Source organism: Promicromonospora sp. MS192 (genome assembly GCF_049532985.1).
In the GTDB taxonomy this organism is placed as follows: Bacteria; Actinomycetota; Actinomycetes; order Actinomycetales; family Cellulomonadaceae; genus Promicromonospora.
Genome location: NZ_CP186693.1, coordinates 624861 through 649982 on the forward strand (window position 1 = coordinate 624861; position 25122 = coordinate 649982).

At 72.2% G+C, this 25122-nt stretch carries 19 protein-coding genes; 13 read left to right on the plus strand and 6 right to left on the minus strand.

All coding sequences use genetic code 11. From position 1 onward, the window contains the following. Positions 1-61 precede the first annotated feature (61 nt). The 4 genes from ACO229_RS02820 (at position 62) to ACO229_RS02835 (ending at position 6999) form a co-directional block, all read left to right on the plus strand. Positions 62-2854 (plus strand): discoidin domain-containing protein, encoded by a 2793-nt coding sequence (locus tag ACO229_RS02820; protein WP_423463686.1) that lies wholly within the window; start codon positions 62-64, stop codon positions 2852-2854. Positions 2855-3785: 931 nt separating this feature from the next. After that, complete coding sequence (locus ACO229_RS02825) at positions 3786-5066, plus strand: sensor histidine kinase (protein ID WP_397431847.1); 1281 nt, start codon at positions 3786-3788, stop codon at positions 5064-5066. Then, on the plus strand, positions 5063-5707 hold the full coding sequence (locus tag ACO229_RS02830; protein WP_397431848.1) for a response regulator: 645 nt from the start codon (positions 5063-5065) through the stop codon (positions 5705-5707). The genes ACO229_RS02825 and ACO229_RS02830 overlap by 4 nt, the downstream gene beginning before the upstream one ends. Positions 5708-5838: 131 nt before the next feature. Further along, positions 5839-6999, plus strand: coding sequence for an amidohydrolase family protein (locus tag ACO229_RS02835; protein WP_397431849.1), 1161 nt, complete (start codon positions 5839-5841; stop codon positions 6997-6999). A 95-nt stretch (positions 7000-7094) separates the two neighbouring features. Here ACO229_RS02835 and ACO229_RS02840 read toward each other — a convergent pair whose 3' ends face one another. Next, the gene (locus ACO229_RS02840; RefSeq protein WP_397431850.1) at positions 7095-8033 is read right to left on the minus strand and encodes a cation-transporting ATPase; all 939 of its coding nucleotides are present in this window, start codon (positions 8031-8033) and stop codon (positions 7095-7097) included. A 158-nt stretch (positions 8034-8191) separates the two neighbouring features. On the opposite strand from ACO229_RS02840, the gene treY reads away from it, so the two are divergent. From treY to ACO229_RS02865, 5 genes are all read left to right on the plus strand, one after another. Then, positions 8192-10735 carry a malto-oligosyltrehalose synthase gene (gene treY, locus ACO229_RS02845; RefSeq protein WP_423463687.1) on the plus strand — a complete coding sequence of 848 codons (2544 nt, stop codon included), beginning with the start codon at positions 8192-8194 and terminating at the stop codon, positions 10733-10735. Further along, positions 10732-12549: a malto-oligosyltrehalose trehalohydrolase gene (gene treZ, locus ACO229_RS02850; protein ID WP_423463688.1), complete on the plus strand. Its 1818-nt coding sequence runs from the start codon at positions 10732-10734 to the stop codon at positions 12547-12549. The genes treY and treZ overlap by 4 nt, the downstream gene beginning before the upstream one ends. 262 nt (positions 12550-12811) lie before the next feature. Continuing rightward, entirely contained in the window at positions 12812-14092 is a 1281-nt protein-coding gene (locus ACO229_RS02855; RefSeq protein ID WP_397431854.1) for a glutaminase, read from the plus strand. A gap of 72 nt (positions 14093-14164) precedes the next feature. Then, positions 14165-15157 (plus strand): hypothetical protein, encoded by a 993-nt coding sequence (locus ACO229_RS02860; RefSeq protein ID WP_423463689.1) that lies wholly within the window; start codon positions 14165-14167, stop codon positions 15155-15157. Positions 15158-15242: 85 nt separating this feature from the next. Then, the gene (locus ACO229_RS02865; protein ID WP_397431855.1) at positions 15243-15779 is read left to right on the plus strand and encodes a hypothetical protein; all 537 of its coding nucleotides are present in this window, start codon (positions 15243-15245) and stop codon (positions 15777-15779) included. Between the two features lie 78 nt (positions 15780-15857). Here the strand turns inward: ACO229_RS02865 and ACO229_RS02870 are convergent, their stop codons facing one another. The 3 genes from ACO229_RS02870 to ACO229_RS02880 all read right to left on the minus strand — a co-directional run bounded on the left by ACO229_RS02870 (position 15858) and on the right by ACO229_RS02880 (position 19408). Then, entirely contained in the window at positions 15858-17474 is a 1617-nt protein-coding gene (locus tag ACO229_RS02870) for an alpha/beta hydrolase (protein ID WP_423463690.1), read from the minus strand. An 81-nt stretch (positions 17475-17555) separates the two neighbouring features. Continuing rightward, entirely contained in the window at positions 17556-18254 is a 699-nt protein-coding gene (locus ACO229_RS02875; RefSeq protein ID WP_423463691.1) for a response regulator, read from the minus strand. Further along, positions 18251-19408, minus strand: a complete 1158-nt coding sequence (locus ACO229_RS02880; protein WP_423463692.1) for a sensor histidine kinase — start codon at positions 19406-19408, stop codon at positions 18251-18253. Before ACO229_RS02880 ends, ACO229_RS02875 begins: the two co-directional genes overlap by 4 nt. Positions 19409-19518: 110 nt before the next feature. Between ACO229_RS02880 and ACO229_RS02885 the strand changes: the two genes are divergently transcribed. Continuing rightward, a complete protein-coding gene (locus ACO229_RS02885) occupies positions 19519-21072 on the plus strand; it encodes an alanine/glycine:cation symporter family protein (RefSeq protein WP_397431860.1) in 1554 nt (517 codons plus the stop codon). Between the two features lie 54 nt (positions 21073-21126). Then, complete coding sequence (locus ACO229_RS02890; protein WP_397431862.1) at positions 21127-21687, plus strand: YcxB family protein; 561 nt, start codon at positions 21127-21129, stop codon at positions 21685-21687. Positions 21688-21699: 12 nt separating this feature from the next. Here the strand turns inward: ACO229_RS02890 and ACO229_RS02895 are convergent, their stop codons facing one another. Continuing rightward, entirely contained in the window at positions 21700-22596 is an 897-nt protein-coding gene (locus ACO229_RS02895) for an aminoglycoside phosphotransferase family protein (RefSeq protein ID WP_397431863.1), read from the minus strand. 100 nt (positions 22597-22696) lie between these two features. Between ACO229_RS02895 and ACO229_RS02900 the strand changes: the two genes are divergently transcribed. Both ACO229_RS02900 and ACO229_RS02905 read left to right on the plus strand, forming a co-directional pair. Next, positions 22697-23146 (plus strand): GNAT family N-acetyltransferase, encoded by a 450-nt coding sequence (locus ACO229_RS02900; RefSeq protein WP_397431864.1) that lies wholly within the window; start codon positions 22697-22699, stop codon positions 23144-23146. Beyond that, positions 23143-23883 (plus strand): hypothetical protein, encoded by a 741-nt coding sequence (locus ACO229_RS02905; RefSeq protein ID WP_423463693.1) that lies wholly within the window; start codon positions 23143-23145, stop codon positions 23881-23883. The genes ACO229_RS02900 and ACO229_RS02905 overlap by 4 nt, the downstream gene beginning before the upstream one ends. Positions 23884-23893: 10 nt before the next feature. On the opposite strand, the gene ACO229_RS02910 is transcribed toward ACO229_RS02905, so the two are convergent. Then, positions 23894-25105, minus strand: coding sequence for an MFS transporter (locus ACO229_RS02910; RefSeq protein WP_423463694.1), 1212 nt, complete (start codon positions 25103-25105; stop codon positions 23894-23896). Positions 25106-25122 lie beyond the last annotated feature (17 nt).

A 25122-nucleotide genomic window follows, 5' to 3' on the forward strand; every position in this document is an offset into this window, starting at 1 on the left:
CCGCACCAGAGACCCAGCACGACAGGACGTCCGACACCGTTGTCGAGAGAAGGACTGTGTGATGAGCCAGATCAGAAGAAGGACCGGGTTCGCCGTCGCGACCGCCGTGGCCGTGCTGCTCGGCGGGCTGGCGACGCCGTTGTCCGCCACCGCCGAGGCACCCATCTCGGAGGCACCCGCCACAGACACGGTCGAGATCCACCGCAGCACCAGCGAGGCCGGCTTCAGCCACCCCGGGGTCGGCCTGACCGCCGACAATCTCGAGAACATGCGCACCCAGGTGCTCGCCGGCGTCGAACCGTGGGCGAGCTACTACGAGGCGATGAGCCAGACCCGGTACGCCGCGACCGACTTTCGGGCCTCTATCCAGGGGCCCACCGACGAGACGCCCACCGCCACCGCCTACGACAACGCCAGCATGCGCTCGCGACAGCACACGGACAGCATCGGCGCGATGACCCAGGCGCTTCTCTACGTCGTCACGGGTGACGAGGTCTACCGCGCCAACGCCCTGCACGTGATCCGCAGCTGGAGCAGCCTGGACCCGGCGCGCTACCGGTACTTCGGCGACTCCCACATCCACACCGGCGTGCCGCTCTACCAGACGCTTGTCGCGGCCGAGATCCTCCGCTCGACCGAGCCGGTGCACGACTCCCTCGATGGGTACGACCTGCGGTGGACCGAGCGCGACACCCAACGGATCACGGACAACCTGATCGACCCCGTGCTCGACACGTTCCTGTTCTCGCAGAACCGCCTGTGGAATCAGCACCTGTACGGCGTGATCGGCATGGTCGCCGCCGCCATCTTCACCGACGACGCCGACCTCTACGCCGAACGCGTGGAGTGGTTCACGGTCAACTCCACCTACACCCCGCAGATCCCCATCAACGGCGGCGACGTGAGCGGCTCGGTCGCCGACCTGGTGCGCGTCATCGACGCCGACCATCCCGCCAACACCACGGGCCGAGACTTCGTCCAGGTGATGGAGATGGGCCGGGACCAGGCCCACGCCGAGGGCGACGTCGACCTGATGACGTCGATCGCCCGCGTGGTGAACAACCAGGGCACCCGGCTCGACCCCGTCCACGGGACGGTGTCCACCGCTGCGGACGCGGTGAGCCCGTACGAGTTCCTCGGCAACCGCATCCTGTCCGGCGGCGACACGTTCTACGCGTTCATGATGGGGAAAGACCTGCCCTGGGTCGACACGTCCGGTGGTCAGGGCAAGCTCTCCCAGGCGTACCGCGGGCGGGTGCGCGAGCCGCTGGCCGAGATCTACCTGCAGTACAAGTATGTGGCCGACGTCGACGTCGAGCACGAGGCCCCGTACGTCGCGGAGATGTATGCCCACCGCGACGGCCCGCTGTACTACTCGGGGACCAGGCCGACCAACTTCTGGAACGAGGCCGGCTCGGACTTCACCGGCGCGGAGTACTGGGTGGCGTTCCCGCCCGAGCTGGCCGAGGAGGACGTCGCCGTCCCGGTCGCCGCCTCTCCCGAGTTGAGCCTGCAGCAGTTCGGTCACACGCTAGGCAAGGGCGCCAAGCAGCTCACCGACCAGGACGGGACCTCGTTCACCCGGCTCAAGGCACACAAGCCCGACGCCACGGTCGCGGTGCGCCGGACCGTCTGGCCCGACCGCTCGCGCACCGCGCTCGTCGGCCTGAGGATCCGCACCGACGGAACCGCCACGGTGCACGCGGCGCGCACCCTGGACGCCGACCCCTTCGCCACCATCGAGGTACCAGACACGCACGGGGCGTGGCGCTACGTGTGGATGGACGTCTCCACCGCGCACGTACCGCGCATCGGCGACAACATCGTCTACCTCACGGCCACCGGTTCACGCGCGCACGTCGACGTCGCGTCGGTGCTCGCCGACGCCAACGCCACCCTGAGCCCTCCGGTGCTGGACGACGCGCCCACGCTCGACGTCGTCGCCGTCGCGGGCGAGCCGTACAGCCGTCGGATCGGGGTCAGTGATCCCGACGGCGCCTACGAGCTCTCGCTCCAAGGGGCGCCTGACGGGGTACGGCTCGCCGACGACGGAACGATGACCTGGCTCCCGAGCGCCGAGAGCCAGAAAGACACGACCTCCCGGTTCCTCGTCGTGGCGTCCGACGACGAGGCCGACACCACCCTGCCGGTGACCGTCACCGTCGCGCGCGACCGGACGAGTGCGATCGACGCGCTGACCGACGACCTCCGGGAGCGTGACGCGTACACCACGACGACCTGGCAGCCGGTCGCCGAGGCCCTGGCCTCGGCCAGGAAAGGCATCGGCGGCACCGACTCTGCCGCGTTCGGCGTACTGCTGGAAGACCTGCGGGTCGCCGTGGCCGGGTTGGAGCTCCTCAACCCACGCCTGGCGGACGGGACGCTCGACTACTCGCGGATCGTGACGTCCGCGGACCTGTCCTCGACGGGCCTCGCCGCGATCGTCGACGGGGACAACCAGACGTTCTGGGGTGACCTCTCCCGCTCGAGCGTGCTGCTCGACTTCGGTGCCGGATACCGCTTCCGGGCGGATGCCTTCGGCTGGCTCGCCCGCGACACCTTTCCCGACCGCTCCCACGGGGCGAACGCCTACGGCTCGAACGACGGGAGCACCTGGACCCTGCTGACCGAGCGCGCGACAGAGGGCAGCGACACCGCGATGGAGACGATCCCGGTCCGGGCGGATGCCCGCAACCAGGAGTTCCGATACCTGAAGCTGCAGGCCGACCAGCCGACGCACGTGATCTTCTCCATGGCCGACCTGAGGATCCATGGCGAGCGCCGTGAGGCCGACCCGGACGGACTCGTCGCCAAGACACAGGACCTGTCGCGGGACGCCCGACCGGCTGGGTGACCGCGGCCGCGACTCCCGGCACCACGTCGTGTCGGAAGTCCGCTTCCTGCCCCGGTCCGGTGACGCCCATCGGACCAGGGCAGGAAGCCGTCGAGCCGCGCCGACCAGCGGGCTTGGGCGGAGGCCGCCGACCATGGGCGCCGAACCCGACCTGTGTTTCGACCGGCAGGGCACCGAACCGATCGCTCCCGAACGGGGGTCTTGCGATCTCGACCAATGCGGGCGGCGTCGCCGGTGGCGACGGACCCCACCTTGACCCTGCTCCAGGTGCATGGTTTCTGCTGAGCTGCGGGTGTCGACGGCCGCCCAATGCAGAGTGCGATCCGGTACTCGCAGCGGAGCCCAGGAGTTCCACCCGGGTACTTGCCGCGCGTCGGCCGGTCGGCAACGTCGAGGCCTGAACCGGTCCCATGTCCCGGGAGAGTCCCAGCCGCTCAAGGTCGAAGACGAACCACAGGTCACGGGACGTGAGGATCCACGCATGGTGCCGTGATCCTGTCCGATGTCGGCGCGGGTGCTTGAGGTGATTATTGGGGTGTCGGGACTACGGCACCGACAGGTGTCACCTGACTTGTGGCATCGAGTGGCGCGGTACCTATGCACGCAGCAGTTCTGGCCGTTCGCGCGGGCGCGCACTACACAGCGGTGATGTGTCAGGACCAGGGCGGTGGCGTGGCTTCGGGCTGCCGCGGCGCTGGAACGCGTGGCGTTCGCATGGGAGTCTGTGCCCATGATTCAGCACCCGCACCTCGAATGCCCGTGGGATGCCCACGAGCGTACTCTTGGGGAGCGTCCGTGCAGGTCAGAGCAACTTCCACGGTTTACACCGTGGATGTCGGGGGTTCGAATCCCTCCGGGCCCACTCGCTGCAGAGCGCAGCCTGTCCGTGGCAGGTGCGCAGTGCGGCGCCCGCGACCGAGGAGCCCGCGTCGTGCCGGCGGCGACGCTCGTGGTGCTCGTCGGCACGCGGCCCGGCAAGCTCTGGCGCGCGCGAGAGGGCCAGGAGGAGGGCCGGGTCGATGTCCCTGTGCGAACGATGACGGCGCTCCGTCCGCGAGTAGCCGATCGCCTGCTGGCGGCGGGGTCTTTCGCGCTCGGCGTCGGTGCCGCGCTCACGCTCCAGGTGGTCGACTTCGACGGCGAGCGCCGTGTCGACCTGTGGGCGATCCTGCTCCTGGGCGCGACGTCCGTGCCGTTGCTGGCCCGTCGGCACCGGCCGATCCTCGTCGTCCTGGCCGTCCTCGCCGTGTCGATGCCCTACCACCTGCTCGACTATCCCCACGAGGCCACGCTGCCGGCCTCCCTCGTCGCGGCGTTCGCGGCGGCCCGCTACAGCGACCCACGGCGGCGGCCCGTCGCCGCCCTGGTGGGGGTGGCCGCGGTGACCGTGCCTGTCCTCGCCGACGAGACGTCCGGGGCGCTCGGCGATGTTCTCCTCGGCGTCGGCTGGTTGTTCATGGCCTTCTTCGCCGGGCTGGCGGTCCGCTTCCGGGAGAGCTGGAAGGCCGCCGTCGCCGCGCGGCTGGAGCAGGAGCGTGCCAACGAGGTGGAACGGCGGGTCGCCGAGGAGCGGGTCCTGATCGCGGCCGAGGTGCATGACGTCCTGGCCCACGGTCTCGCCGTCGCCAACGTCCAGGCGTCCGTCGCCGCGCACCTGATCGACCAGCTGCCGGACCGTGCCGATACGTCCCTGCGGGAGCTGTCCGGCACGCTGCACGACCTCTCGGACACGAGCGGGGCCACGCTCCGTGAGCTGCGTGCCGTGCTGGCCGTACTCCATGGTGGCGGGACCGAGACGACCGAGCCGGCGCCCCACCTGGGCGAGCTGCGGCGACTCGTGGACATGGCGGAGGCCACCGGTGTCCGGGTCGACCTGGAGGCTGGCGGGCTGCCGGACGATCTACCTTCGACGGTGTCGGTGGTGGCCTATCGGATCATCCAGGAGGCGCTCACCAATGTCGCTCGGCATTCCATGGCCGGGCAGGCGACCGTCCGGCTCGACCAGGACGGCCACCGGCTGCGGATCACGGTCGTCGACCACGGGCCCGCGCAACCGGGCTCGATCGTGACACCGGCCGGCTTCGGTATCGCCGGGATGACAGGGCGGGCACAGGCCGTCGGCGGCGAGCTGTCCGCCGGCCCGGGCGAGTCCGGAGGATTCGAGGTACGGGCCAGCCTGCCGTTGCCGGAGACCTGGAGGGTCTCCACGTGATCCGGGTCCTGCTCGCCGAGGACCAGGCACTGGTGCGTGGCGCCTTCGCGCTCCTGGTGAGCTCGGCCGACGACCTGGAGGTCGTCGGGGAGGCAGGCACCGGCGAGGAGGCGGTGACGCTGGCCAAGGACCTGCGGCCCGACGTCGTGCTGATGGACATCAGGATGCCGGGCACCGACGGCATCGAGGCGACGCGGCAGATCTACGCCGACGACGCATCGGCCGGCAGCAAGGTCCTCATCCTGACCACGTTCGAGACGGACAGGAACGTGCTGCGCGGCCTTCGTGCGGGGGCATCCGGATTCCTGCCCAAGGACACCCGCCCCGACGCCCTCCTGAGCGCCATCCGCACCGTCGCCGCGGGAGAGTCGCTGCTGTCGCCCGGCGCGACCAGGGCGGTCATCACCCGTGCGCTGAGCCGCCCGGAGGCGCCCGCACCCGAGCGGCTCGCCCGGCTGACAGCGCGCGAGCGGGAGGTGCTCGGGCTGATCGCCGCCGGCCGGAGCAACCAGGAGATCGCGGACGAGCTGGTCGTCAGCCCCCTGACCGCCAAGACGCACGTGGCCCGCATCCTCGCGAAGCTGGGCGCCCGCGACCGCGTCCATCTCGTCATCGCCGCCTACGAGGCCGGGCTCCGCTGACGCAACCCTCGGCGTGGACCACCCTCCCGTACTCCGCGCGGAGTACGGGGAGGTGTCTTCCGTGGGCCGACGATCCGGGCGGGCGGACCTGGAAACGTGCTCCACAACGCAACGAAGGAGCACATGCAGACATGGGACCGAACGAACAAGACCGACGGCGACCGCTCGGGCGCCGCGGGTTTCTCGCCGGCGCGGCCGGGCTTGTCGCCGGCGCAGGACTGTCCGCGGCGGCACTCGCGGGACGCGACGACGGCACGGAGGAGCGGGGAGTCTCGCTCACCAGGAAAGACATCGCGCTGCGCGACCAGGACCTGAAGTTCATCGGCACGGAGGAGACCTTCTCGACACCCGCGCTGCTGAAGCTGAACTCCATCAACCAGGATCACATCGACTTCCTCGAGGAGATCGGTCTCTCGGATCTCGGGGGACGCCGCATCGGCGACATGGACGAAGGGGGACTCGACGTCCAGATCCTCTCCGCGCACACGCCGTCCGTGCAGAACGTCCCTGGGCAGCAGGGGATCGACCTCGCCTACGGCCTCAACCGGCAGCTCGTCGAGGGGCCGATGGCCGGCTATCCCGGCCGCTTCCAGGCGTTCGCCACCCTGCCGTTGCAGAGCCCGGAGGCGGCGGCGGACGAGCTGGAACGCTCGGTGCGCGAGGACGGCTTCCTGGGCGCCCTGACCAACGGGCACATCACGAAGAAGTACCTCGACCATCCCGACCTCGAGCCCGTCCTGGCGCGTGCCCAGGCTCTCGATGTGCCGATCTACCTGCATCCCGGGTACCCGGCCGACGAGGTCTTCGACATCTACTACCGCACGACGCGGTCGGAGTACACGAACGAGTTCCAGGACTACATCTTCAGCGGGTCCGGCTACGGCTGGCACCAGGAGGTGCTGACCCAGTGCATCCGGCTGATCGCCTACGGGGTCTTCGACAGGTTCCCCCGGCTGAAGATCATCGTCGGGCACATGGGCGAGGGCCTTCCGTTCTACTACGAACGGATCGCCAACGACATGGGCGAGCCGACCGAGAGCTCGCTCGAGAAGCCCTTCGAGCAGTACTTCCAGGACAACTTCTGGTTCACGACCAGCGCGTTCTTCCAGGACGACCTGCTCCACCTGCTGCTGAAGTACATCAGTGTGGACCGCGTGATGTTCGCGACCGACTACCCCTTCGCGAGCATCAAGGACGGGACCGACTGGTTCCGAGGGGTCGATCTTCCGCGTGCGGACAAGGAGAAGATCGCGTTCCGCAACGCCGAGACCCTGTTCGGCATCACGGTCTGACGCCGCTCCGGGGACGCAGCAGGCCTGGCTGACCTCTGGCGAGCGGGGCAGCGCGACGACGGACAACCTCGCCGCCGTCGTCGCGCTGGAGCCTCCTAGAAGAAGTTGCGCGGGTCGAACTTCTCCGCGATGTCGGAGAGCGTGCCGCCGGCCTCCGACACCTGGTCGCCGAGGCCGGACACCGCGCCCTCGGCCGTGCCGGTGAGGTCCTCGACACCGGCCGTGGCCTGGTCGACGGCGCCCGCCCCGAGCTCCTCGACGCCGGCCGTGGCCTCGCCCAGCGCGCCGTCCCCGTACTCCCCGAGACCGGCAGCCGCCTGGTCCAGGGCTCCTGCTCCGGCCTCGCCGGCCGCCGCCGTCAGGCCCTCGACGTCGACGCCCGCCGCCAGCGACTCGAAGTCGACCCCGAGGTTCGCCGCATTCTCCAGGAGCGGGCCGGCGACGCTGCTGACCGCCGCACCTGCCGCGACGGCGCTCAGGACGCCCACCGCGCCCACGGCGACGCCGGCGACGGCCCCACCCGTGCCGACCTTCGCGAGCATCGACCGCATGGAGCCCGGCCGCCGAGCCTCCGTCCGGGCAGCCGCCCGGGCGAGCTCGGCATGGTCGGCGGAGCGGGGCTGCTCGTGCGGCGGAAGCTCTGCCTGCATGCGCTGCAGCACCGCCTGGCGCTGCGCCGGTGTCAGGCGGGCGAAGGACTCGGCGTGGATCCGCTCGACCTGGTGCGGGTCGGCGGTCTGCATGAGGTAGTCGTAGCGGGCGATGGCCCGCCGGTCGGCGTCGGCGGTCGCCGGGGCGGGCCGTGCGCCCGGGTGGCCCTGCGGCGTCGTCGGGTAGCCCGGCTGTCGGCCGGCCGGGTAGCCCTGGCCCGGCGCGCCCTGCTGCTGGTCGCGCCCGGTCACCGCTCCGGCGATGTCCTGGAGCGCGGACTGCCAGGATCGCTGGCCCGTCGAGCCGCCCTGCTGTTGCTGCTGCCCGGACTGGGACTCGAGCACCTTCTTGGCGAGGCCGATCATGTTCGAGAGCTTGGACATGCGGTCCGTTCCTTCCGTCGGGGCGGATGGGCCACACTTCCAGGCCAGCATGAGAACTACGTGAGACCAGGATGAGAGATTCACCCGGTGGCCTGGCGGGACACCCCGAGATCAGCCAGGGTGTGAACCGCGAGCCACCACCGAGCGACGGAGGCACAGTGCATTCCCATCTCCCCGGACCCGGCCGCCGCACCCCGGTCAGCACGTACCGCCTCCAGCTCGGTCCGGACCTGACGTTCGCGGATGCCGAGAAGGCGCTCCCGTACCTCGACGCCCTCGGGATCACGGACCTCTACCTCTCGCCCGTGCTGCAGGCCGCGCCCGGGTCCACGCACGGCTACGACGTCGTGGACCACACCCGGATCAGCGACGTCATGGGCGGCCGGGACGGCCTCGAACGGCTCGCGGCGGCGGCACACGCGCGGGGGGTGGGCGTCGTCGTCGACGTGGTGCCGAACCACATGGCCGTGCCGACGCCGGCCTGGCACAACCGGGCCCTGTGGTCCGCGCTCAAGCACGGCCACGAGTCCCCGTACGCGACGTGGTTCGACCTCGACATCGCCCCGGGCGAGGGACTGCTCATGCCGGTGCTCGGTGCGCGGATCGGCACGGTGCTCGCGGCGGGGGAGCTCGTGCTCGACCGCGTCGTCGTGCCCGGCGAGGACGGCGAGCAGCCGGTGCTGCGCTACTACGACCACCTGTTCCCCGTGCGGCCCGAGACGGAGGACCTGCCGCTCGCGGAGCTCGTGGGCCGCCAGCACTACCGGCTCGCGTACTGGCGCGTGGCCGACGAGGAGCTCAACTACCGGCGCTTCTTCGACGTCGGCACGCTGGCGGGCATCCGCGTGGAGGACGACGACGTCTTCGACGCCACGCACGCCCTGCTGCTGGAGCTCTTCCACGCGGGCGTGATGGACGGCTTCCGCATCGACCACCCCGACGGGCTGGCCGACCCGCGCGGCTACCTGCGGCGCCTGAACGAGGCGACCGGCGGGGCGTGGGTCGTGGCCGAGAAGATCCTCGAGGAGGACGAGGCGCTGCCCGACGACTGGCCCGTCGCCGGCACCACCGGCTACGACACGGCCTGGCGGCTGCACGGCCTGCAGGTGGACCCCGACGGTGCGTCCCCGCTCGCCGCGCTGATGCACGAGGTGACGGGCGAGCAGACCAGCCTGGACGAGGTGATCGAGCAGGCCAAGCGGCAGATCGTCGAGACCTCGCTGTACGCGGAGACCCACCTGCTGACCACGATGCTCGCCGACATCTGCCGCGAGGACGTGCGGCTGCGCGACCACACGTTCCGGTCGCTGCAGGACTGCGTGGTCGAGCTCGTCGTCGCGTTCGGCCGGTACCGCGCGTACGTCGTGCCGGGGGAGGAGGCCCCGGCGGAGGCGGAGCGCGTGGTGCGGGAGGCGGCCGACGTCGCCCGGTCGCGCCTCGACCCGGACCGGCACGACACCTTGGACCTCGTGGTCGACCTGGTGCTCGGTCGCGAGGCCGGGTCTGCTGGGCGGCGGGACGAGGAGCGGCGTGCCGAGCTCGTGGTCCGGTTCCCGCAGGTGTGCGGCGCGGTCATGGCCAAGGGCGTCGAGGACACGGCGTACTACCGGTGGACCCACCTGGTCAGCCTGTGCGAGGTGGGCGGGGCGCCTTCGCGCTTCGGTGCGGGGCCGGACGAGCTGCACGCGCACGCGCGGCACCTGGCCGAGTCGTGGCCCGCGACGATGACCGCCGGGTCCACGCACGACACCAAGCGGGGCGAGGACGTGCGCTCGCGGACCGGGGCCGTCTCCTCGCACGCGGAGGCCTGGGTCGCGCTGGTGCGGCGGCTGCGGGAGGCGACTGCTGATGTGCGGCCTGCCGACCTCGACGGGCGCACCGAGAACCTGCTCTGGCAGACGCTCGCCGGGACCTGGACGCCGGAGGGGCCGATCGAGGCCGAGCGGCTCGCCGCGTACCTGGTCAAGGCGTCGCGGGAGCAGAAGGCGTGGACCACGTGGACGGCGCCCGACGTCGCCCGGGAGGACGCGCTGGTCGAGTACGCGACCGGGCTGCTGACGCACCCCGAGGTCGTTGCCGGTTTCGACGGGTGGGTGGCCGAGGTGACGCCGACCGTCCGGCGGTCGGTGCTCGCGACCAAGCTGCTGCAGCTCACCGTGCCCGGCGTCGCCGACGTCTACCAGGGGACCGAGGTGACCGGGACGTCGCTCGTCGATCCGGACAACCGGCGGCCCGTGGACCTGGAAGGGCTCGCGGCTGTTCTCGGGTCGCTCGACGCCGGGCGGACGCCGTCAGGGCTCGCGGAGGAGAAGCTTGCGGTGACGGCCGCCGCGTTGCGGCTGCGGCGGGCGCATCCCGAGGCGTTCGTCGGGGAGGACGCCGGGTACGAGCCGCTGCCGGTGACCACCGGGCGGGCGGTGGGGTTTGTTCGGTCGGATGCTGCCGGGCCTCGGGTCGTGGTGGTCGCGACGCGGCTCGGGGATGCACCGGGGCTGTTGGACGCGTCCGTCGTGCTGCCGCAGCCTGCGCCGGGGGAGGTGTGGCGGTCCGTGCTGACCGGGGCCTCGGCCGACGCCGGGGCGGTGCGGCTCGGTGACCTGCTGGGGGCGTGGCCGGTCGCGCTGCTGGTGGCGGAGGCTGCTGGTCGTTCGGACGCTGATGGCGGTTCGCACCATGCTGTTCGGGGCGGGGCGGGCGCATGACCGGGGACCTGCGGGTCTGGGCGCCACGGGCGGCTCGGGTCGACCTTGTCCTGTCGGCGAGCGGCACCGCGGAGGCGATGGAGGCCGACGCAGGGGGCTGGTGGCGCTCGCGGCATCCGCTGCTGGCCGGGACCGACTACGCCTTCTCGCTCGACGGCGGCCCACCACGCCCGGACCCGCGCAGCCCCTGGCAGCCCGCGGGCGTGCACGGGCCGTCGCGCACCTTCGACGCTCATGCTCATTCCTGGGCCGACGGCGGCTGGGCCGGCCGCGACGTGCTCGGCGCCGTCATCTACGAGCTGCACGTCGGAACGTTCACGCCCGAGGGCACGCTGGATGCCGCCGTCGGTCGCCTCGACCACCTCGCCGACCTGGGGGTCGACGTCGTCGAGCTGATGCCGGTCGCCGCGTTCGGCGGGCACCACGGCTGGGGGTACGACGGCGTCGCCCTGTGGGCCGTGCACGAACCGTACGGCGGCCCCGCCGCGCTCCAGCGGTTCGTGGACGCCGCGCACGCGCGCGGGCTCGCGGTCTGTCTCGACGTCGTCGACAACCACCTCGGGCCGTCCGGCAACTACCTCGCCGAGTTCGGCCCGTACTTCACCGACCAGCACCAGACGCCGTGGGGCGCGGCCGTGAACCTCGACGGCGAGGGCTCCGCCGAGGTGCGCGTGTTCGTCGTCGAGAAGGCGTTGCGGTGGTTCCGGGACTTCCACGTGGACGCGCTGCGACTGGACGCCGTGCACGCGCTCGTGGACGACTCGCCGCGGCACGTGCTGGCGGAGCTGTCGGACGCCGTCGCTGTCCTTGCTGCCGATCTGGGGCGGCCGTTGTCGCTGGTGGCCGAGTCGGACGCCAACGATCCGCGGACCGTCACGCCTACCGGTGCCTCGTTCCAGGGCCGGGCGGGGTACGGGATGACGGCGCAGTGGGCCGACGACGTCCACCACGCCCTGCACACCCTGATGACCGGCGAACGGCAGGGGTACTACGTCGACTTCGGCACTCCGGAGACGCTCGCCAAGGCGTTGACCAATGTCTTCGTGCACGACGGCGGCTGGTCGACCTTCCGCGGCAAGAACTGGGGTGCGCCCGTGCCCGCCGACCTGGACCGACGCCGCTTCGTCGTCTGCTCCCAGAACCACGACCAGGTGGGCAACCGGGCGCTCGGCGACCGGCCCTCCCGGGTGCTGACGCCGGGGGCGCTCGCGGTGAGCGCGGCCGTGGTGCTGCTCGGGCCGTTCACGCCGATGCTGTTCATGGGCGAGGAGTGGGGCGCGACGACGCCGTTCCAGTACTTCTCGGACCACGAGGAGTCGGAGCTCGCGGCGGCGATCTCGCGCGGGCGGGCGGCGGAGTTCGGCGGGCACGGGTGGGCCGAGCTTTATGGGGCCGATGTTGTGGTGCCTGATCCTCAAGCGCTCTCGACGTTCGAGGCTTCGCGGTTGGACTGGGGGGAGGCTTCGGGCGAGGGCGGGGCTCGGATGCTGGAGCTGTACCGGAGGCTGGTGGGGCTGCGGCGGACGGAGGCGGCCGTGGCTTCCGGGGATCCTTCCGGGACGTCGGTGCGCGTGCAGGACGGGGCTCTTGTCCTGACACGGGTCCCCGTCGGGGCGTCTCGGGGTGCGCGGGTCGATGTGGTGCTGGCCGTGCGGGACGGGGCGGTGTCCGTGGTGGTCGACCGGGGCGGTGAGCCGGCGCGGGTGGTGCTCGACTCGGGGGTGGTGCTCGGGGGCGCGGCGGCGGTCGTCGAGAGCGGCGTCGGTGGGACGACGGTGACGGTGTCGGGGCCAGGGGTCGTCGTACTGCGGTGAGCGGCTGCAGGCGTGTAATCAGCTCATCGGGCGGGCAGATCTGCTCACGCTCTCTTGAGGTCGGCACCTTCCTGCGACGTCGGCAGTCTGCCTCGAGGTCGGTACAGGCCTGGACCGACCTCGAGGCAGACTGCCGACTCTGCGCGGCAAACTGCCGACCTCAGCCGGCCGTCGGTCGTCAGCGCCGGCGTCCCGCCTCTCGGGTCCGAGCGAAATGTGACAGCCTGACCTGCCGGACGGCACGGACCACGGGGGAGACCTGATGCGATCACCAATTCTCGATTACCTCGACACCATCATCGAGCAGACGGCGCACATCGACTCCGGTGCTCTGGCGGACTACATCCCGGAGCTGGCGGCCGCCGACCCCGACCGCGTGGCGGTCGCACTGTGCACGGTGAACGGGACCGTCTATGCCAGCGGCGACACCGACCACGAGTTCAGCATCCAGTCGATGTCCAAGCCGTTCGCCTACGCCCAGGCGATCGAGGACCGCGGGCTGAAGACCGTGCTCAAGCACATCGGCGTCGAGCCCAGTGGTGAGGCCTTCAACGAGCTCTCGCTGGACCCGCAGACCGGCAAGCCGCGCAACCCGATGATCAACGCCGGCGCCATCACGACCCACGCCCTCCTCAAGGATGACGAGGAGTCGGCGGTGGACCGCATGCTCGGGCTGTTCTCGCGGCTCGCCGAGAGGCCGATCGAGGTGGACGAGGCAGTCGCTGCGTCGGAGCTGGCCACCGGGGACCGCAACCTCGGCCTGGCCTACCTGCTGCACTCCTCGGGCGCGCTGCGCCAGGAGCCCCGCGCGGCGGTCACCGGCTACATCCGGCAGTGCGCGGCGTCGGTCACCGTGCGCGACCTCGCCCTGATGGCCGCGACGCTGGCCAACGGCGGCGTCCAGCCCAACACCGGCGAGCGGTTGTTCAGCAGGTCGGGCACCCGGCACCTGCTCAGCGTGATGGCTTCGTGCGGCATGTACGACGCCGCCGGCGACTGGCTCACCACGGTCGGCATCCCCGCCAAGAGCGGCGTGGCCGGCGGCATCATCGGCGTGCTGCCCGGGCAGATCGGCGTCGCCGTCTTCTCCCCGCGCCTGGACCCGCACGGCAACAGCGCGCGCGGCGTCGAGATGATGCAGCTGCTCTCCGACGACCTGGGGCTGCACCTCATGGAGGCCAGCCGGCCCGCCCGGTCGTCGCTGCGCGAGACCCGCGAGGTGACGATCGACGGGCAGCCGGCCACGGTCTACGTGCTGCAGGGCGACCTGGTGCTGAGCAGCATCGAGTCGCTGGTGCGCGTGCTCATCGAGGACCCGCCCTCGACGGAGCTCGTGGTGTTCGACCTGAGCCGCGTCGACGAGGTGCTGCCCGTGGCGCGCCGCACGGCGTCCGAGACGGCGACGAAGCTGATCGACGAAGGGCACCGGATCGCGCTGGTCGATCCTGAGGAGACGGTTGTCGGCTTCTCGGACAGCCAAGGGCGGGCGGTCGAGTGGTGGAGCGTGGAGCGGTTGGAGAAGTGGGCGGCGGGCGTGGCGTGATGGTTCGGTCGGGGCGAAAGAGCCTGCCTGCCGCGGATCTGCTTGCGCCTGCGAACCCGCTACCGTGCCCACGTGCGTTGGTACCCCTGGAGTGACGGCGACCGCATCGCCGTCGCAGATCTTGCCCTGACCCCCGCCGACGGCAGCCCGCTCGTCGAACACGCGGCCTTCCCGTTGCCAACCGAGCACCGCGGCCGGGACACCGTGGACGACGTCGTGGTCACGGGTGACGGCGAGGTCGTCTACGCGGCGCGGGACGCCGTCGTCCGGCTGGACGCCACCGGCGAGGTCGTGTGGTCCCACGACCTCGGCGCCAGCGGACCGCAGCGCGGCTTCGCCCGTTCGGGCCTGGCCCTCAGCCACGACGGTGCCGTCATCTGGGTCTATGCCGCCGATGCCATGGCTGACCGTGGCGACGACGACCGGCTCCTCGTCCTGGACTCGCGTACCGGGCTGCCGCTCGGGTCGACGGCCCTGGACTCGGTCGGCCACGCCGCCGAGCTGCTGGCACACGAGGACGGGAGCCTGCTCGTCGGCGTCGCGCAGGGGCAGGACGGTGGGATCCTCTACCTCGCGCGGTTCGACGACGGCGCGCTCACCGTCCGGGAGCTGACCGGGATGCTCGACGGTGAGCGGGTTCCCTGCGCGTTCTCGCCCGACGGCACGCGTCTGCTGACCTGCGAGTACGCCGGGCCGGACGACGTCGCGGTGCACTCCTGGCCCGACGGCGCCGTGATCGCTTCGTTCGCGGTCGAGGACCTCGCGCCCGACCAGCTCCCGGGCGAGATGCCGCTGCTGGAGTACGGGGCGGGGTTCCTCGATGACGACCAGGTGTTCGTGACGGTCAAGGGCGAGGACGAGTCGGAGGACGACTTCACCGAGTGGGCGGTGCCGATGGTGATCGACCTCGTGTCCGGGGCGGCGCGGGCCGTCGGGGCGCCTGCGCCGTCGTCCGACCGCTGGCCGGTCGTCCTGGGTGACGGCACCTGGATCGCCGTCGACCATCGACCGGACGGGAGCAAAGCGCCGCTGGTTCGTCGCCGGTTCCGGCACGCCCTGGCGTGACAGCAGGCGACCGCCCGCTGCTGCTGGGGCTGCACCCGCCACGGGGCGTCACGAACTGTTGATGCCCTTCGGTAGTCTCCCCGTCGTGTCCGGTTACGAGACAGTCGAGGTTCGCGACGACGGCTACGACGGCGGGCGGGAATACAACCGTCTGCGCGACGAGATCCGAGAACTCCCTGCCCGCGACCTCGAGCAGTATCTGCTCGCGTTGTGGGGGCTGATCGATCAGCGGCATGCGAGCGCGATGGACGAAGCGCTGTTCTTCGAGCTTCTCTGCCAGGCGTTCACGGCCGATGCGCCGGAGTTCGATGAGCGGTGGCTGGCGTCGACACAACCTCCGAGCCTGCCGACCGACGGCGGCCTTGCGGACGAAGGACGTGCGTACACCCGCGAGGTGATTCGCTTTCAGACTGCGGAGCTCCACCGCATGCGCGGCAAGCAGCTCGACGACGAGATGCGGTACTTCGGCGTCTGGTCCGAGACGGGTCACCGGTGGTACAACTTCGAGCCGCATTCATTGCTGGAGTGCGGTGCCGCCGGTCTGTGGGACGAGGACGAGCCCGTGACATGGAGCTGGAGCCTCGTCGGCGAGATCCTTGAGACCGGTCGCATCTATGAATAACCACCGCATCCAAAGGTGCCGACCGGGGCGTCGCGCTTCGCTGACTGCTAGCGAACGGCCCGGTCGGCACCTGGCGCGTTACCGGCCTGTCGGCATCCGCGTCGTCTCCGCAGGCACCGCCTCGCAGACCGTCCCTTCGTCGGGCAGCACGCCGTCGATCAGCACGGCGTCCACTGCGTCGTCGATGCACCGACCGCTTGTGCGGTAGGAGGTGTGGCCGACGCCCGTCCGGGTGAGCAGCACGGCGTCCTCCAGGCGCTCCGTCATGGCCTGCGCCCAGTGGTACGGCGACACGTTGTCCACCTCGCCGCCGACCACCAGGATCGGCGGGGCGCCGGCGCCCGTGAGCTCGTCGGTGAACCGGTCCTTGTTCGCGGCGGGCCAGAACGCGCAGTTCAGCGCGCTGTACGCGGCCCGGCTGCCGAGGCGCTCGCCGCGGGCGTCGATCTCGCGGGCGGCCGCCCGGTGCTCGCCGAGGTTGCGCAGGGCGGGCCAGTCGGCGCAGCGGACGGCGGTGTGGGGCTCCTGCAGGGTGGTGGCGAACGGGCCGCCGAACGGCGCGACCGTCAGGTTCACGACCATGAAGTGGAGGAAGGCGCCGTTGCCCTGCTGCGCCGCGAGCAGGCCCGCGGTGAGCTGCGGCCAGAGCGTGCGGACACCCGCCGCGGCCCGCACACCCTCCAGCGCCATGGCGCCGTCGAGCGTCCCGCCGGGGGTGAGGCCCTCGATCGGCGGGACCTGCAGGGGCTCGCGCTCAAGGTCGGCGATCAGGGCGTCGAACGCGGCCTCCGGGTCGCCGTCGCCGAACGGGCAGGCCTCCACGCCCTCGGCGCGGCACGTCTCGAACCAGAGGTCGAGCGTCTCCTCGTTGGACCTGGCGACGTCGTCGAGCAGGCGGAGCGGGTCGTTCTGCCACAGGTCGGTGTCGACGGGGCCGTCGATCACCATCTGGCGCACGCGCTCCGGGAACAGCGTGGCGTACATCGGACCGACCACGGTGCCGTACGAGGCGCCGTAGAACGTGATCTGCTCCTCGCCGATCGCGGCGCGCACCTGGTCCAGGTCGCGGGCGACGTTGTCGGTGGACAGGCTCGCCAGGTACGCGCGGTCCTGGTGCGTCGCGCAGCCCTTCGCGAAGGTCCGGGCGTCCTTGACCAGCTGCGCGAACGACGTGCCACCCGGGATGGTCGGGTCGCGGTCCTCGGCCGCCTGCTCGGCGCGCTGCTCGTCGGTGAGGCAGCGGACGGCGTCCGACTCCCCGACGCCGCGCGGGTCCATGCCGACGACGTCGAAGCGCGCCACGACGTCGGGCGAGAACGGGCCGGTCTCACCGGTGGGGTCGATGGAGCGGACCATGTCCGACGCCGGCACGCCCGGGCCGCCCGGGTTGATGAACAGGCTGCCGATGCGCCGGTCCGGGTCGGTCGCGCGGTGCCGCACGACGGAGAGCGGGATGTGCTCGCCGTCCGGGTCCGAGTACTCCAGGGGGACCTGGACGGTGGCGCAGTCCAGTCCGGGGCCGCACCCGGCCCAGTCGATCGGGCCCGGGGCCGGGGCGGAGACGGTCGGGCGGGGGACGCCGCCACCGGCCGACGCCGCCAGTGCCGCGCCGGTGCCTGCACACCCGGTCACGGCCAGGGCGACGACGGCGAGCAGCGCAGTGATCCGCAGCGACGCGCGAGTTGTTCTTGGCATGGCACCGACGCTAGGTATCTCACCCGGTGAGTGCATCCGCCGATGGGTCCGGACCTGCCGACCAAAGGAGGAGCGGTCCGGTCACGCCGGCCGGTCGGGATCGCCGAGCCCGGCCTCCTGCACCAGCAGCGCCACCTGGACCCGGTTGTTCAGGCCGAGCTTGGCCAGGATGGACGACACGTGGGTCTTCACCGTGGTCAGGCCCAGGAAGCGGCGTGCCGCGATCTCGGCGTTCGAGAGCCCCGCCCCGATGTCGACCGCGACCTCCCGCTCCCGCTCGCCGAGCACGTCGAGGCGCCGGCGGGCCGTGGCGCGCCGGCCGTCCTGGTCCGAGTCGGCGACCCGGGCGATGAGCCGCCGGGTCACCTCGGGGGAGAGGACGGGGCGCCCCTGGGCGGCGTGCCGGATGGCGACGACGAGCTCGTCGGGCGGGGTGTCCTTGAGCAGGAACCCCGCCGCTCCGGCGCGCAGTGCGCGCAGCACGTGGGCGTCGGCGTCGAAGGTCGTGAGCACCATGACCTGCGGGGCGGGCGAGCCCCGGCGCAGCGTCTCGGTGGCGGTGAGCCCGTCGGTGCCGGGCATCCGGATGTCCATCAGCACGACGTCGGGGCGGTGGCGCCGGGCCAGCTCGACCGCCTCGGCGCCGTCCCCGGCCTCGGCCACGACGCGCAGGTCGGGTGCGCCGCTGAGCATCATCCGGAGCCCGAAGCGGACCACCGGGTCGTCGTCGGCGATGAGCACGTCGATGGCCGGCTCGTCGCCGGGCGCGGGATGAGTCACGTCGGCCAGGGTAGGCGGAGCCGGACCCGCCAGCCGCCCCGGTCCGTCGGGCCGTGGTCGAGGTGGCCGGCCACGAGCCGGGCGCGCTCCTCGAGCCCGCGCAGGCCGGTCCCGGAACCGCTCGGTCGCGCCACCGGGGCGGCGGGGGGCGCGTTGACCACCTCGGCGACGACGTCGTCCCCCGGGCGCCCCGTGATCCGGACGGTGACCCGTGCGCCCGGGGCGTGCTTGCGGGCGTTGGTCAGGGACTCCTGCACCACGCGGTAGAGCGTGCGGCCCTGCAGGTCGGGGAGGGTCCGCTCGCCGGTGGTGACCCCCGCGTCGTCGTGCAGCGTCACCGGCGTCCCGGCCGTGCGGGCCTCCTCGACCAGCTCCAGCACGTCCTCGACCGCGGGCAGGGGCAGCTCTCCCACGGGGGCGCGCAGCACCCCGATCACCTCGCGCAGGTCCTGCAGCGCGCGGTGCGCGTTCTCCCGCACCACCTCGGCGGCCCGGCCGACGTCGTCCGGCGGGGCCGTGCGGGCGTACGCGAGGGCGCCGGCATGGACGCTGAGCAGGGACAGGCGGTGGCCGAGGACGTCGTGCATCTCCCGCGCGATGGCCTGGCGCGCCTCGCGCTCGGAGCGCTCGGCTCGGAGCTGCGCCTCGACCTCGGCGGCCACGGCGCGCTCGCGCAGGGACTCGACGAGAGCACGCCGGTTGCGGATGGTCAGGCCCCATGCGACGGTCGCGGCGCTGCCGAGGCCGATCAACGTGAACACCGTCAGGGGCGGGACGGTCTGGTCCGGCCAGACGAGCTGGTAGGTGCCGAGAGCCGCGACGCCGGTGGCGCACACGGCTGCCGTGGCGCGGGTCGAGGCGTGCAGGGCCACGGTGAAGAGCGCGACGATCGCGGCGCCGCTGACCGTCTCGGAGTAGACGCTGACCACGGCGAGGGCGAGGCCGATCTGGACGGGGTACGCGCGGCGCCACCACAGGGCGACGCAGCCGAGGAGGCCGGTGAGGCGGTCGGCTACCAGGAGCGCTGCGGGGAGCGGGTCGGGCTCGGCGGCCTGGATCCACAGGGACGTCCACGCCAGGGCCACGGCGACGGCGATGAGGGCGACGTCGGTGAGGCGCTCCCGGAGCGCGGGGGTGGTCGGCGTGGTGGGCATCGGGTCGAGCCTAGAGCGGGTGGGTGCGGGCATCGGGGGCTGAGTGGCACACACCTGACCACGACGGGTTAGTCTGCCCCCTTTGGCCGAACTTTCACCCAGGAGTGCCTATGAGCTTCGCTGATCGCATCGTGGCCACCAACGAGCTGATCTGGTCCATCCCGCTGATCGCCCTCTGCCTGCTCGCAGGCCTGTACTTCTCCGTGCGCACCGGCTTCCTCCAGGTGCGGCACATCCCCGACATGCTGGCCCAGCTCAAGCAGGGCAAGGAGTCGGAGGAGGGCACGTCGTCCTTCCAGTCGCTGATGATGTCCCTGGCCGGCCGCGTGGGCATGGGCAACATCGGCGGCGTCGCCACGGCGATCGCGTTCGGCGGTCCCGGCGCCGTGTTCTGGATGTGGACCTCCGCGTTCCTCGGTGCCGCCACCTCCTTCGTCGAGAGCACCCTCGGGCAGATCTACAAGGAGAAGGACCCGGACACCGGCGAGTACCGCGGTGGGCCGGCGTACTACTTCGAGAAGGCCTACCGGCACAAGGCCCGTGGCCTGTCGCTGGTCTACGCGATCCTCTTCGCGGTCGTGACCATCTTCGCGATGAGCTTCTTCCTGCCGGGCGTGCAGGCCAACGGCATGGCCTCGGCGATCAACAACGTCTGGGGCGTGCCCACCTGGGTCACCGCCGTCGGCCTCGTCATCCTGCTGGCCTTCATCGTGATCGGCGGCGTCAAGCGCATCGCCCACTTCGCCGTGATCGTGGTGCCCACGATGGCGTTGGTCTACATCGCCATCGCCCTCATCGTGCTCTTCGTGAACTTCAGCCAGATCCCGGCCGTGTTCGGGCTGATCTTCGGGAGCGCCTTCGGGGCCCAGCCGGTGTTCGGCGCGATCCTCGGCCTCGCCGTCAAGTGGGGCGTGCAGCGCGGCATCTACTCCAACGAGGCGGGCCAGGGCACCGGGCCGCACGCCGCAGCGGCCGCCGAGGTCTCGCACCCGGCCAAGCAGGGCTTCGCGCAGTCCTTCGCAGTGTACGTCGACACCCTGCTCGTCTGTTCCGCGACGGCCTTCATCATCATCTCGACCGGCATGTTCAACACCTTCGCCGGCGAGACCTGGCCGAGCGACGTGATCCACGAGGGCACCGGCGGTCTCGGCACCGACGTCGAGCCCGGTCCGGGCTTCGTGCAGCAGGGCCTGGACGCGGTGTTCCCGGGCGCCGGCCCCGCGTTCGTCGCCATCGCGCTGGCGTTCTTCGCGTTCACCACGATCGTGGCGTACTACTACATGGCCGAGACCAACCTGACCTACCTCACCCGCAAGATGACCAACCGGATCGCGGCGCGGGCCGTGCGGCGGGTGCTGCAGGCCCTCGTGCTGGTCTCGGTGGCGTACGGTGCCGTGACCACGGCGGGCGCGGCCTGGGGCCTGGGTGACATCGGCGTCGGGTCGATGGCCTGGCTGAACATCGTCGGCATCCTGTTCCTCCAGGGCCCTGCCCTCAAGGCTCTCAAGGACTACCGGGACCAGAAGCGGCGTGGGCTGGACCCGCAGTTCGACCCGCGCACGCTCGGCATCCGGAACGCGACGTTCTGGGAGCGCCGCGCCGACCGTGAGGCTCAGGGCACGTCCGGTGGGGACGAGCCCGAGAGGGAGCTCGACCGGGCCTGACGGTTCCTCCGGGCCGGGCGGCGTCGCCCGGCCCGGAGGCAGTACGCTCCGGCCGTGACCCCCGAGACCCACGGCCAGCGGCCCACCGCCGCCGGCGCGGCGTACGACTTCGTCCCCGTCCGTACCGACTACGCGGACCTGCTGCGTGCCATGCCCCAGATGCGTGCGGTACGGGTGCTCGGCTGGTGTGTTCTCGGCCTGATCGCCGCGATGATCGGGCTGTCCTTCCTCCTCGTCCAGGACGACGGCACGCCCGTCGCCGACGCCGCGACCCTGGCCCCGCTGGTGGTGCTCGGTGTGCTCACGGGCGTCGTCGTCCTGGGCTACGCGCCGCTGGGCGCGCACGCCGCCTGGCGCAGGCCGGCGAACCGCGAGCCGGTGCGCGCGGTGCTGGACGACGACGGTTTCCGGCACGAGGGCCCCAGTGGCAGCCAGGCGTGCGTCTGGGGCGTCGCGTCCCAGGCCCGTGAGACGGCCAGGGCCTACTACCTCTACGTGCCGAACGGGCTGGCCTCGATGATCTTCTGGCTGCCCAAGCGGGCCGTCCCGGTCGGCGAGCAGGCCCTGGTCCGGGAGCGCATCCGGGCGCATGTCGGGCGGTACGTGATCCGCTGAGCCAAGGGTTGCTCAGCCGAGGGCGTCCAGGAGCCGGGCGCACCGGGGCGGGTCCTCGGTCAGCCCGTGCTCCAGGCCCCACAGCCGGTGGTCCGTGATCCGCCACAGCGCCCACGCACGGGCCAGCCCGGCGTCCAGCGCGGCGGCGTCGACGAGCAGGTCGAACCAGCGCGGGATCTCGTGGTCCGCCATCTCGTCCACGCGGTGCCAGAGCACGTTCACCGCGGTGCGCTCGGCGTCGCCCCGGCGCAGCACCGGGTCGACCACGCGCCAGCGACCCGCGGCGTCCCGCAGCACCTGGTCGAAGTGGAGGTCCGCGTTCACGGCCACGGGTCCGCGGCGCTCGGCCAGGATCGTGGTCGCGGCCTGCTCGGCGACGTCGATCGCGGAGCGTTCGAACGGCCTGCCGAGGCGTTCCCAGAGCGCGCGCAGGTGCGGGGTCTGCTCGGCGACCTCGTCGGACGTGTGCGGCAGCCCGGCGGCCACGTCGTCGCCAGCGGGGACGGCCAGGCGGCGGGCGATGCGCCCGATCTCCGCGACCGCGACGTCGAGCGGTTCGCGGACCAGCGAGCGGTCCGGGTCCAGCCGTTCCAGCAGGAGGACGCCGTCGTCCGCGTTGCCGGCGAGCTCGACCACCACCCCGTGCCCGTGCCAGAAGCGCAGCGCTGCGGAGAGTGCGGCGACGTCGTCGCCCGGGGGAGCCAGCCGCAGCGCGGCCGGTCCGCCCGGGCTGCGCACGGGCACGACCAGTGCGTTCGAGCCGTGCCGGGCGGTGCCGTCGACCATCAGGTCCCAGCGTTCGCACCAGGTTCCGACCTGCTCGGGCAGGTCGGTGAGCCACTGCCGTTCCTGCGCCGACGCGTTCCACCAGCGGGGCATCGCGCGGAACGTCGGTGGGATCTCGATCATGCGGGGCACGCTACGGAGTGCCGCTCGGCGTGAGCCAAGGATTTGCCCCCGTGCACGAAATGCCTTGCCGCCGGGCCGGACCACCGCCACGCTGGGCCCGATGCCGAGCGACGACGTGGTGCCGACCGACGAGGTGGTCCTGGGCTGGCGTGCGCCCGTGTCCGACGAGGAGGTCGTCGACCTCACGCGGTCCCACGGCGGACACCCCGAACCCGGCTGGTGGGACCAGGTCCGCCCACACTCCCTGGGATGGGTCACCGCCCGGAGCGCGGACGGAACGCTGGTGGGGTTCGTGAACGTGGCGTGGGACGGCGCGGGCCACGCCTTCCTCATCGACACCAAGACGCGCCCCAGCCACCAGCGCCGCGGCGTGGGCACCGCCGTCGTGCGCCGGGCGGTCGAGGGAGCCCGGGCCGCGGGCTGCGAGTGGCTGCACGTGGACTTCGAGCCGCACCTCGAGGGCTTCTATCTCGACGCCTGCGGCTTCCGGCCGACGGCGGCCGGGCTGGTGCACCTCAGGACTGCCGCATCTGCCAGGATGCGTCCGTGACCAGTCACTTCGCCCGGTACCAGGCCGGGGAGCACGACGGCGTGTGGCAGGACCTGCGCGCCCTGGGGCTGACGGCCTTCGACGCGCCGTACCGCGAGGACGCCCAGGCCGTGGCCCGCGAGATGGCGGCACGCGCCCGCCGGAACGTGGAGACGCTCGTGGACCGCCTGACGGCGGACGGCTTCGTCGCCGCGCGGAACGACGACGACGCGACGCCGCGCCCGGCGCACTTCCCGCCGTCCGACGGCGCCCCCGCGCTGGCGGACTGGATGGAGGCGCAGTTCGCGCCGTTCCCGATGACGGTGGCGGCATGGATCCGCCAGGTCGGTGACGTGTGGCTCGTGGGCGAGCACCCGCGCTGGCCCGAGAGCGTGCTGGCCGACCCGCTCGTGGTCGAGTTCGAGCACAGCGTGTACGGGGGTGGCTCGCGCGAGTACTACGAGGGCGAGTGGGAGCTCTGGCAGGAGGACGCGGACCAGGACGGCGTCTCCCCGTTCCAGCTCGACTACGCGCCCGACGCCCTGCACAAGGCCAACATCAGCGGCGACGGCCCGTACGGGATCGAGCTGCCCGGCGTCGGCGTCGACGGCCTCGTCGGTCCGACGACGTGGTTCGTGGACGACCTCAACACCGCGTTCGCGGCAGGCGGGTTCCCCGGGGCGCTGCGGGCCGAGGGCTACGTGGACCCGCCCGCCGGGCTGCGCGAGGGCCTGGTGCGGGACCTGCTGCGGCTCTGACCCCTCCGGGTCAGGGCACGGATGCCTCATCCAGGGTGGGCTGCCGGCGCGCGTCGAGCAGGGTGTGCGCCACCGTGACGCCGAGGGCGCACACGAGCAGGACGAGGGTGCCGGCCAGCGTCGCCCGCAGGCCGAGCAGGGCGAGGAGCCCGCTGGCGACGATGACACCGAGCGACGTGGCGGTGCGCAGCAGCGCGAACAGCTCGACCCGGCGGTCGGGCGGGGCGAGCCGGTCCAGGGCCAGCGAGTAGAAGGTGCCCAGGACCGGCAGGAAGAAGCCGATGACGGCGGCGCCGGCGAGCGCCGTGGCGAGGTGCCCGCCGAGCAGCACCAGGGCGGACGCCGCGGTGGTCGCGGCCAGGTAGGTGACGACGCTCCAGGGGCGGGGCATGCGGTTGCGGACGCTGACGACGACGCCCCCGGTGACCGAGCCGACGCACAGGACGAGGGCGAACAGGAAGGACCACGCCGGGCCGAGCCCGAAGGCGAGTGCGAACGAGACGGCGCCGACCTCGACGGACGCGACCACCCCGCCTCCGGCGGCGGCGCACAGCAGCCAGACGTAGGCCTGCCGGGGGATCCGCCGGCGGGCGCGGGCGGGTTCGTCGACGCGCAGGTCGTGCGCCTCGGGGACGGCCGGCATGAGGACCAGCGGCCCGACGCCGAGCACGGTGACGGCGGCCATGGCCCACACGGGCGAGACGGCGCCGAGCAGGGAGGCGAGCACCGGTGCGAGGGCGAAGGTGATCTCGTTCAGGGTCGCGGCGACGCCGAGCGCGCGCGGCAGGTCGCGGGGTTCGACGAGGTGGTTGAGCAGCAGCCGCTGGTAGCCGTAGGCGGCGCCGTTGACGGCTCCGGCCGCCACGACGGCGAGCACCAGCAGGGCGAACGGCACCTGCGCGGCGGCCAGCACGGTCACGGCGGCCAGGGCGGCGGTGCGGACGGCGATGAGCGCGCGCAGGTAGCGCACGCCGTCGAACCGGCGGCCCAGGCGGGACATGGGGACGGCGCCGACGATCTGGGCCGCCGTCATGGCGAGGACGAGCGCGGCGCCGGACTCCGCCGTCCCGGTGATGGGGAGGGCGATGAGGGCGAACGCGATGGGGGCCGCGGCCTGGGGCACGCCGAACGTCCCGTACCCGGCCTGCCAGCGGAGCACGTCCCAGCGCGAGCGCTGCCGGTCGGGCGTGTGCTCCGGCGCTGGTGCCGGGGTGCGGGTCATCGGGGTCTCTCGTTCCT

Coding starts and splice junctions, on each gene's coding strand:
- treZ (WP_423463688.1), top strand. CDS start 10,732: ATGACCGGGGACCTGCGGGTCTGGGCGCCACGGGCGGCTCGGGTCGAC.
- ACO229_RS02855 (WP_397431854.1), top strand. CDS start 12,812: ATGCGATCACCAATTCTCGATTACCTCGACACCATCATCGAGCAGACG.
- ACO229_RS02900 (WP_397431864.1), top strand. CDS start 22,697: ATGCCGAGCGACGACGTGGTGCCGACCGACGAGGTGGTCCTGGGCTGG.
- ACO229_RS02840 (WP_397431850.1), bottom strand. CDS start 8,033: ATGTCCAAGCTCTCGAACATGATCGGCCTCGCCAAGAAGGTGCTCGAG.
- ACO229_RS02880 (WP_423463692.1), bottom strand. CDS start 19,408: ATGCCCACCACGCCGACCACCCCCGCGCTCCGGGAGCGCCTCACCGAC.
- ACO229_RS02835 (WP_397431849.1), top strand. CDS start 5,839: ATGGGACCGAACGAACAAGACCGACGGCGACCGCTCGGGCGCCGCGGG.
- ACO229_RS02820 (WP_423463686.1), top strand. CDS start 62: ATGAGCCAGATCAGAAGAAGGACCGGGTTCGCCGTCGCGACCGCCGTG.
- ACO229_RS02895 (WP_397431863.1), bottom strand. CDS start 22,596: ATGATCGAGATCCCACCGACGTTCCGCGCGATGCCCCGCTGGTGGAAC.
- ACO229_RS02885 (WP_397431860.1), top strand. CDS start 19,519: ATGAGCTTCGCTGATCGCATCGTGGCCACCAACGAGCTGATCTGGTCC.
- ACO229_RS02910 (WP_423463694.1), bottom strand. CDS start 25,105: ATGACCCGCACCCCGGCACCAGCGCCGGAGCACACGCCCGACCGGCAG.
- ACO229_RS02870 (WP_423463690.1), bottom strand. CDS start 17,474: ATGCCAAGAACAACTCGCGCGTCGCTGCGGATCACTGCGCTGCTCGCC.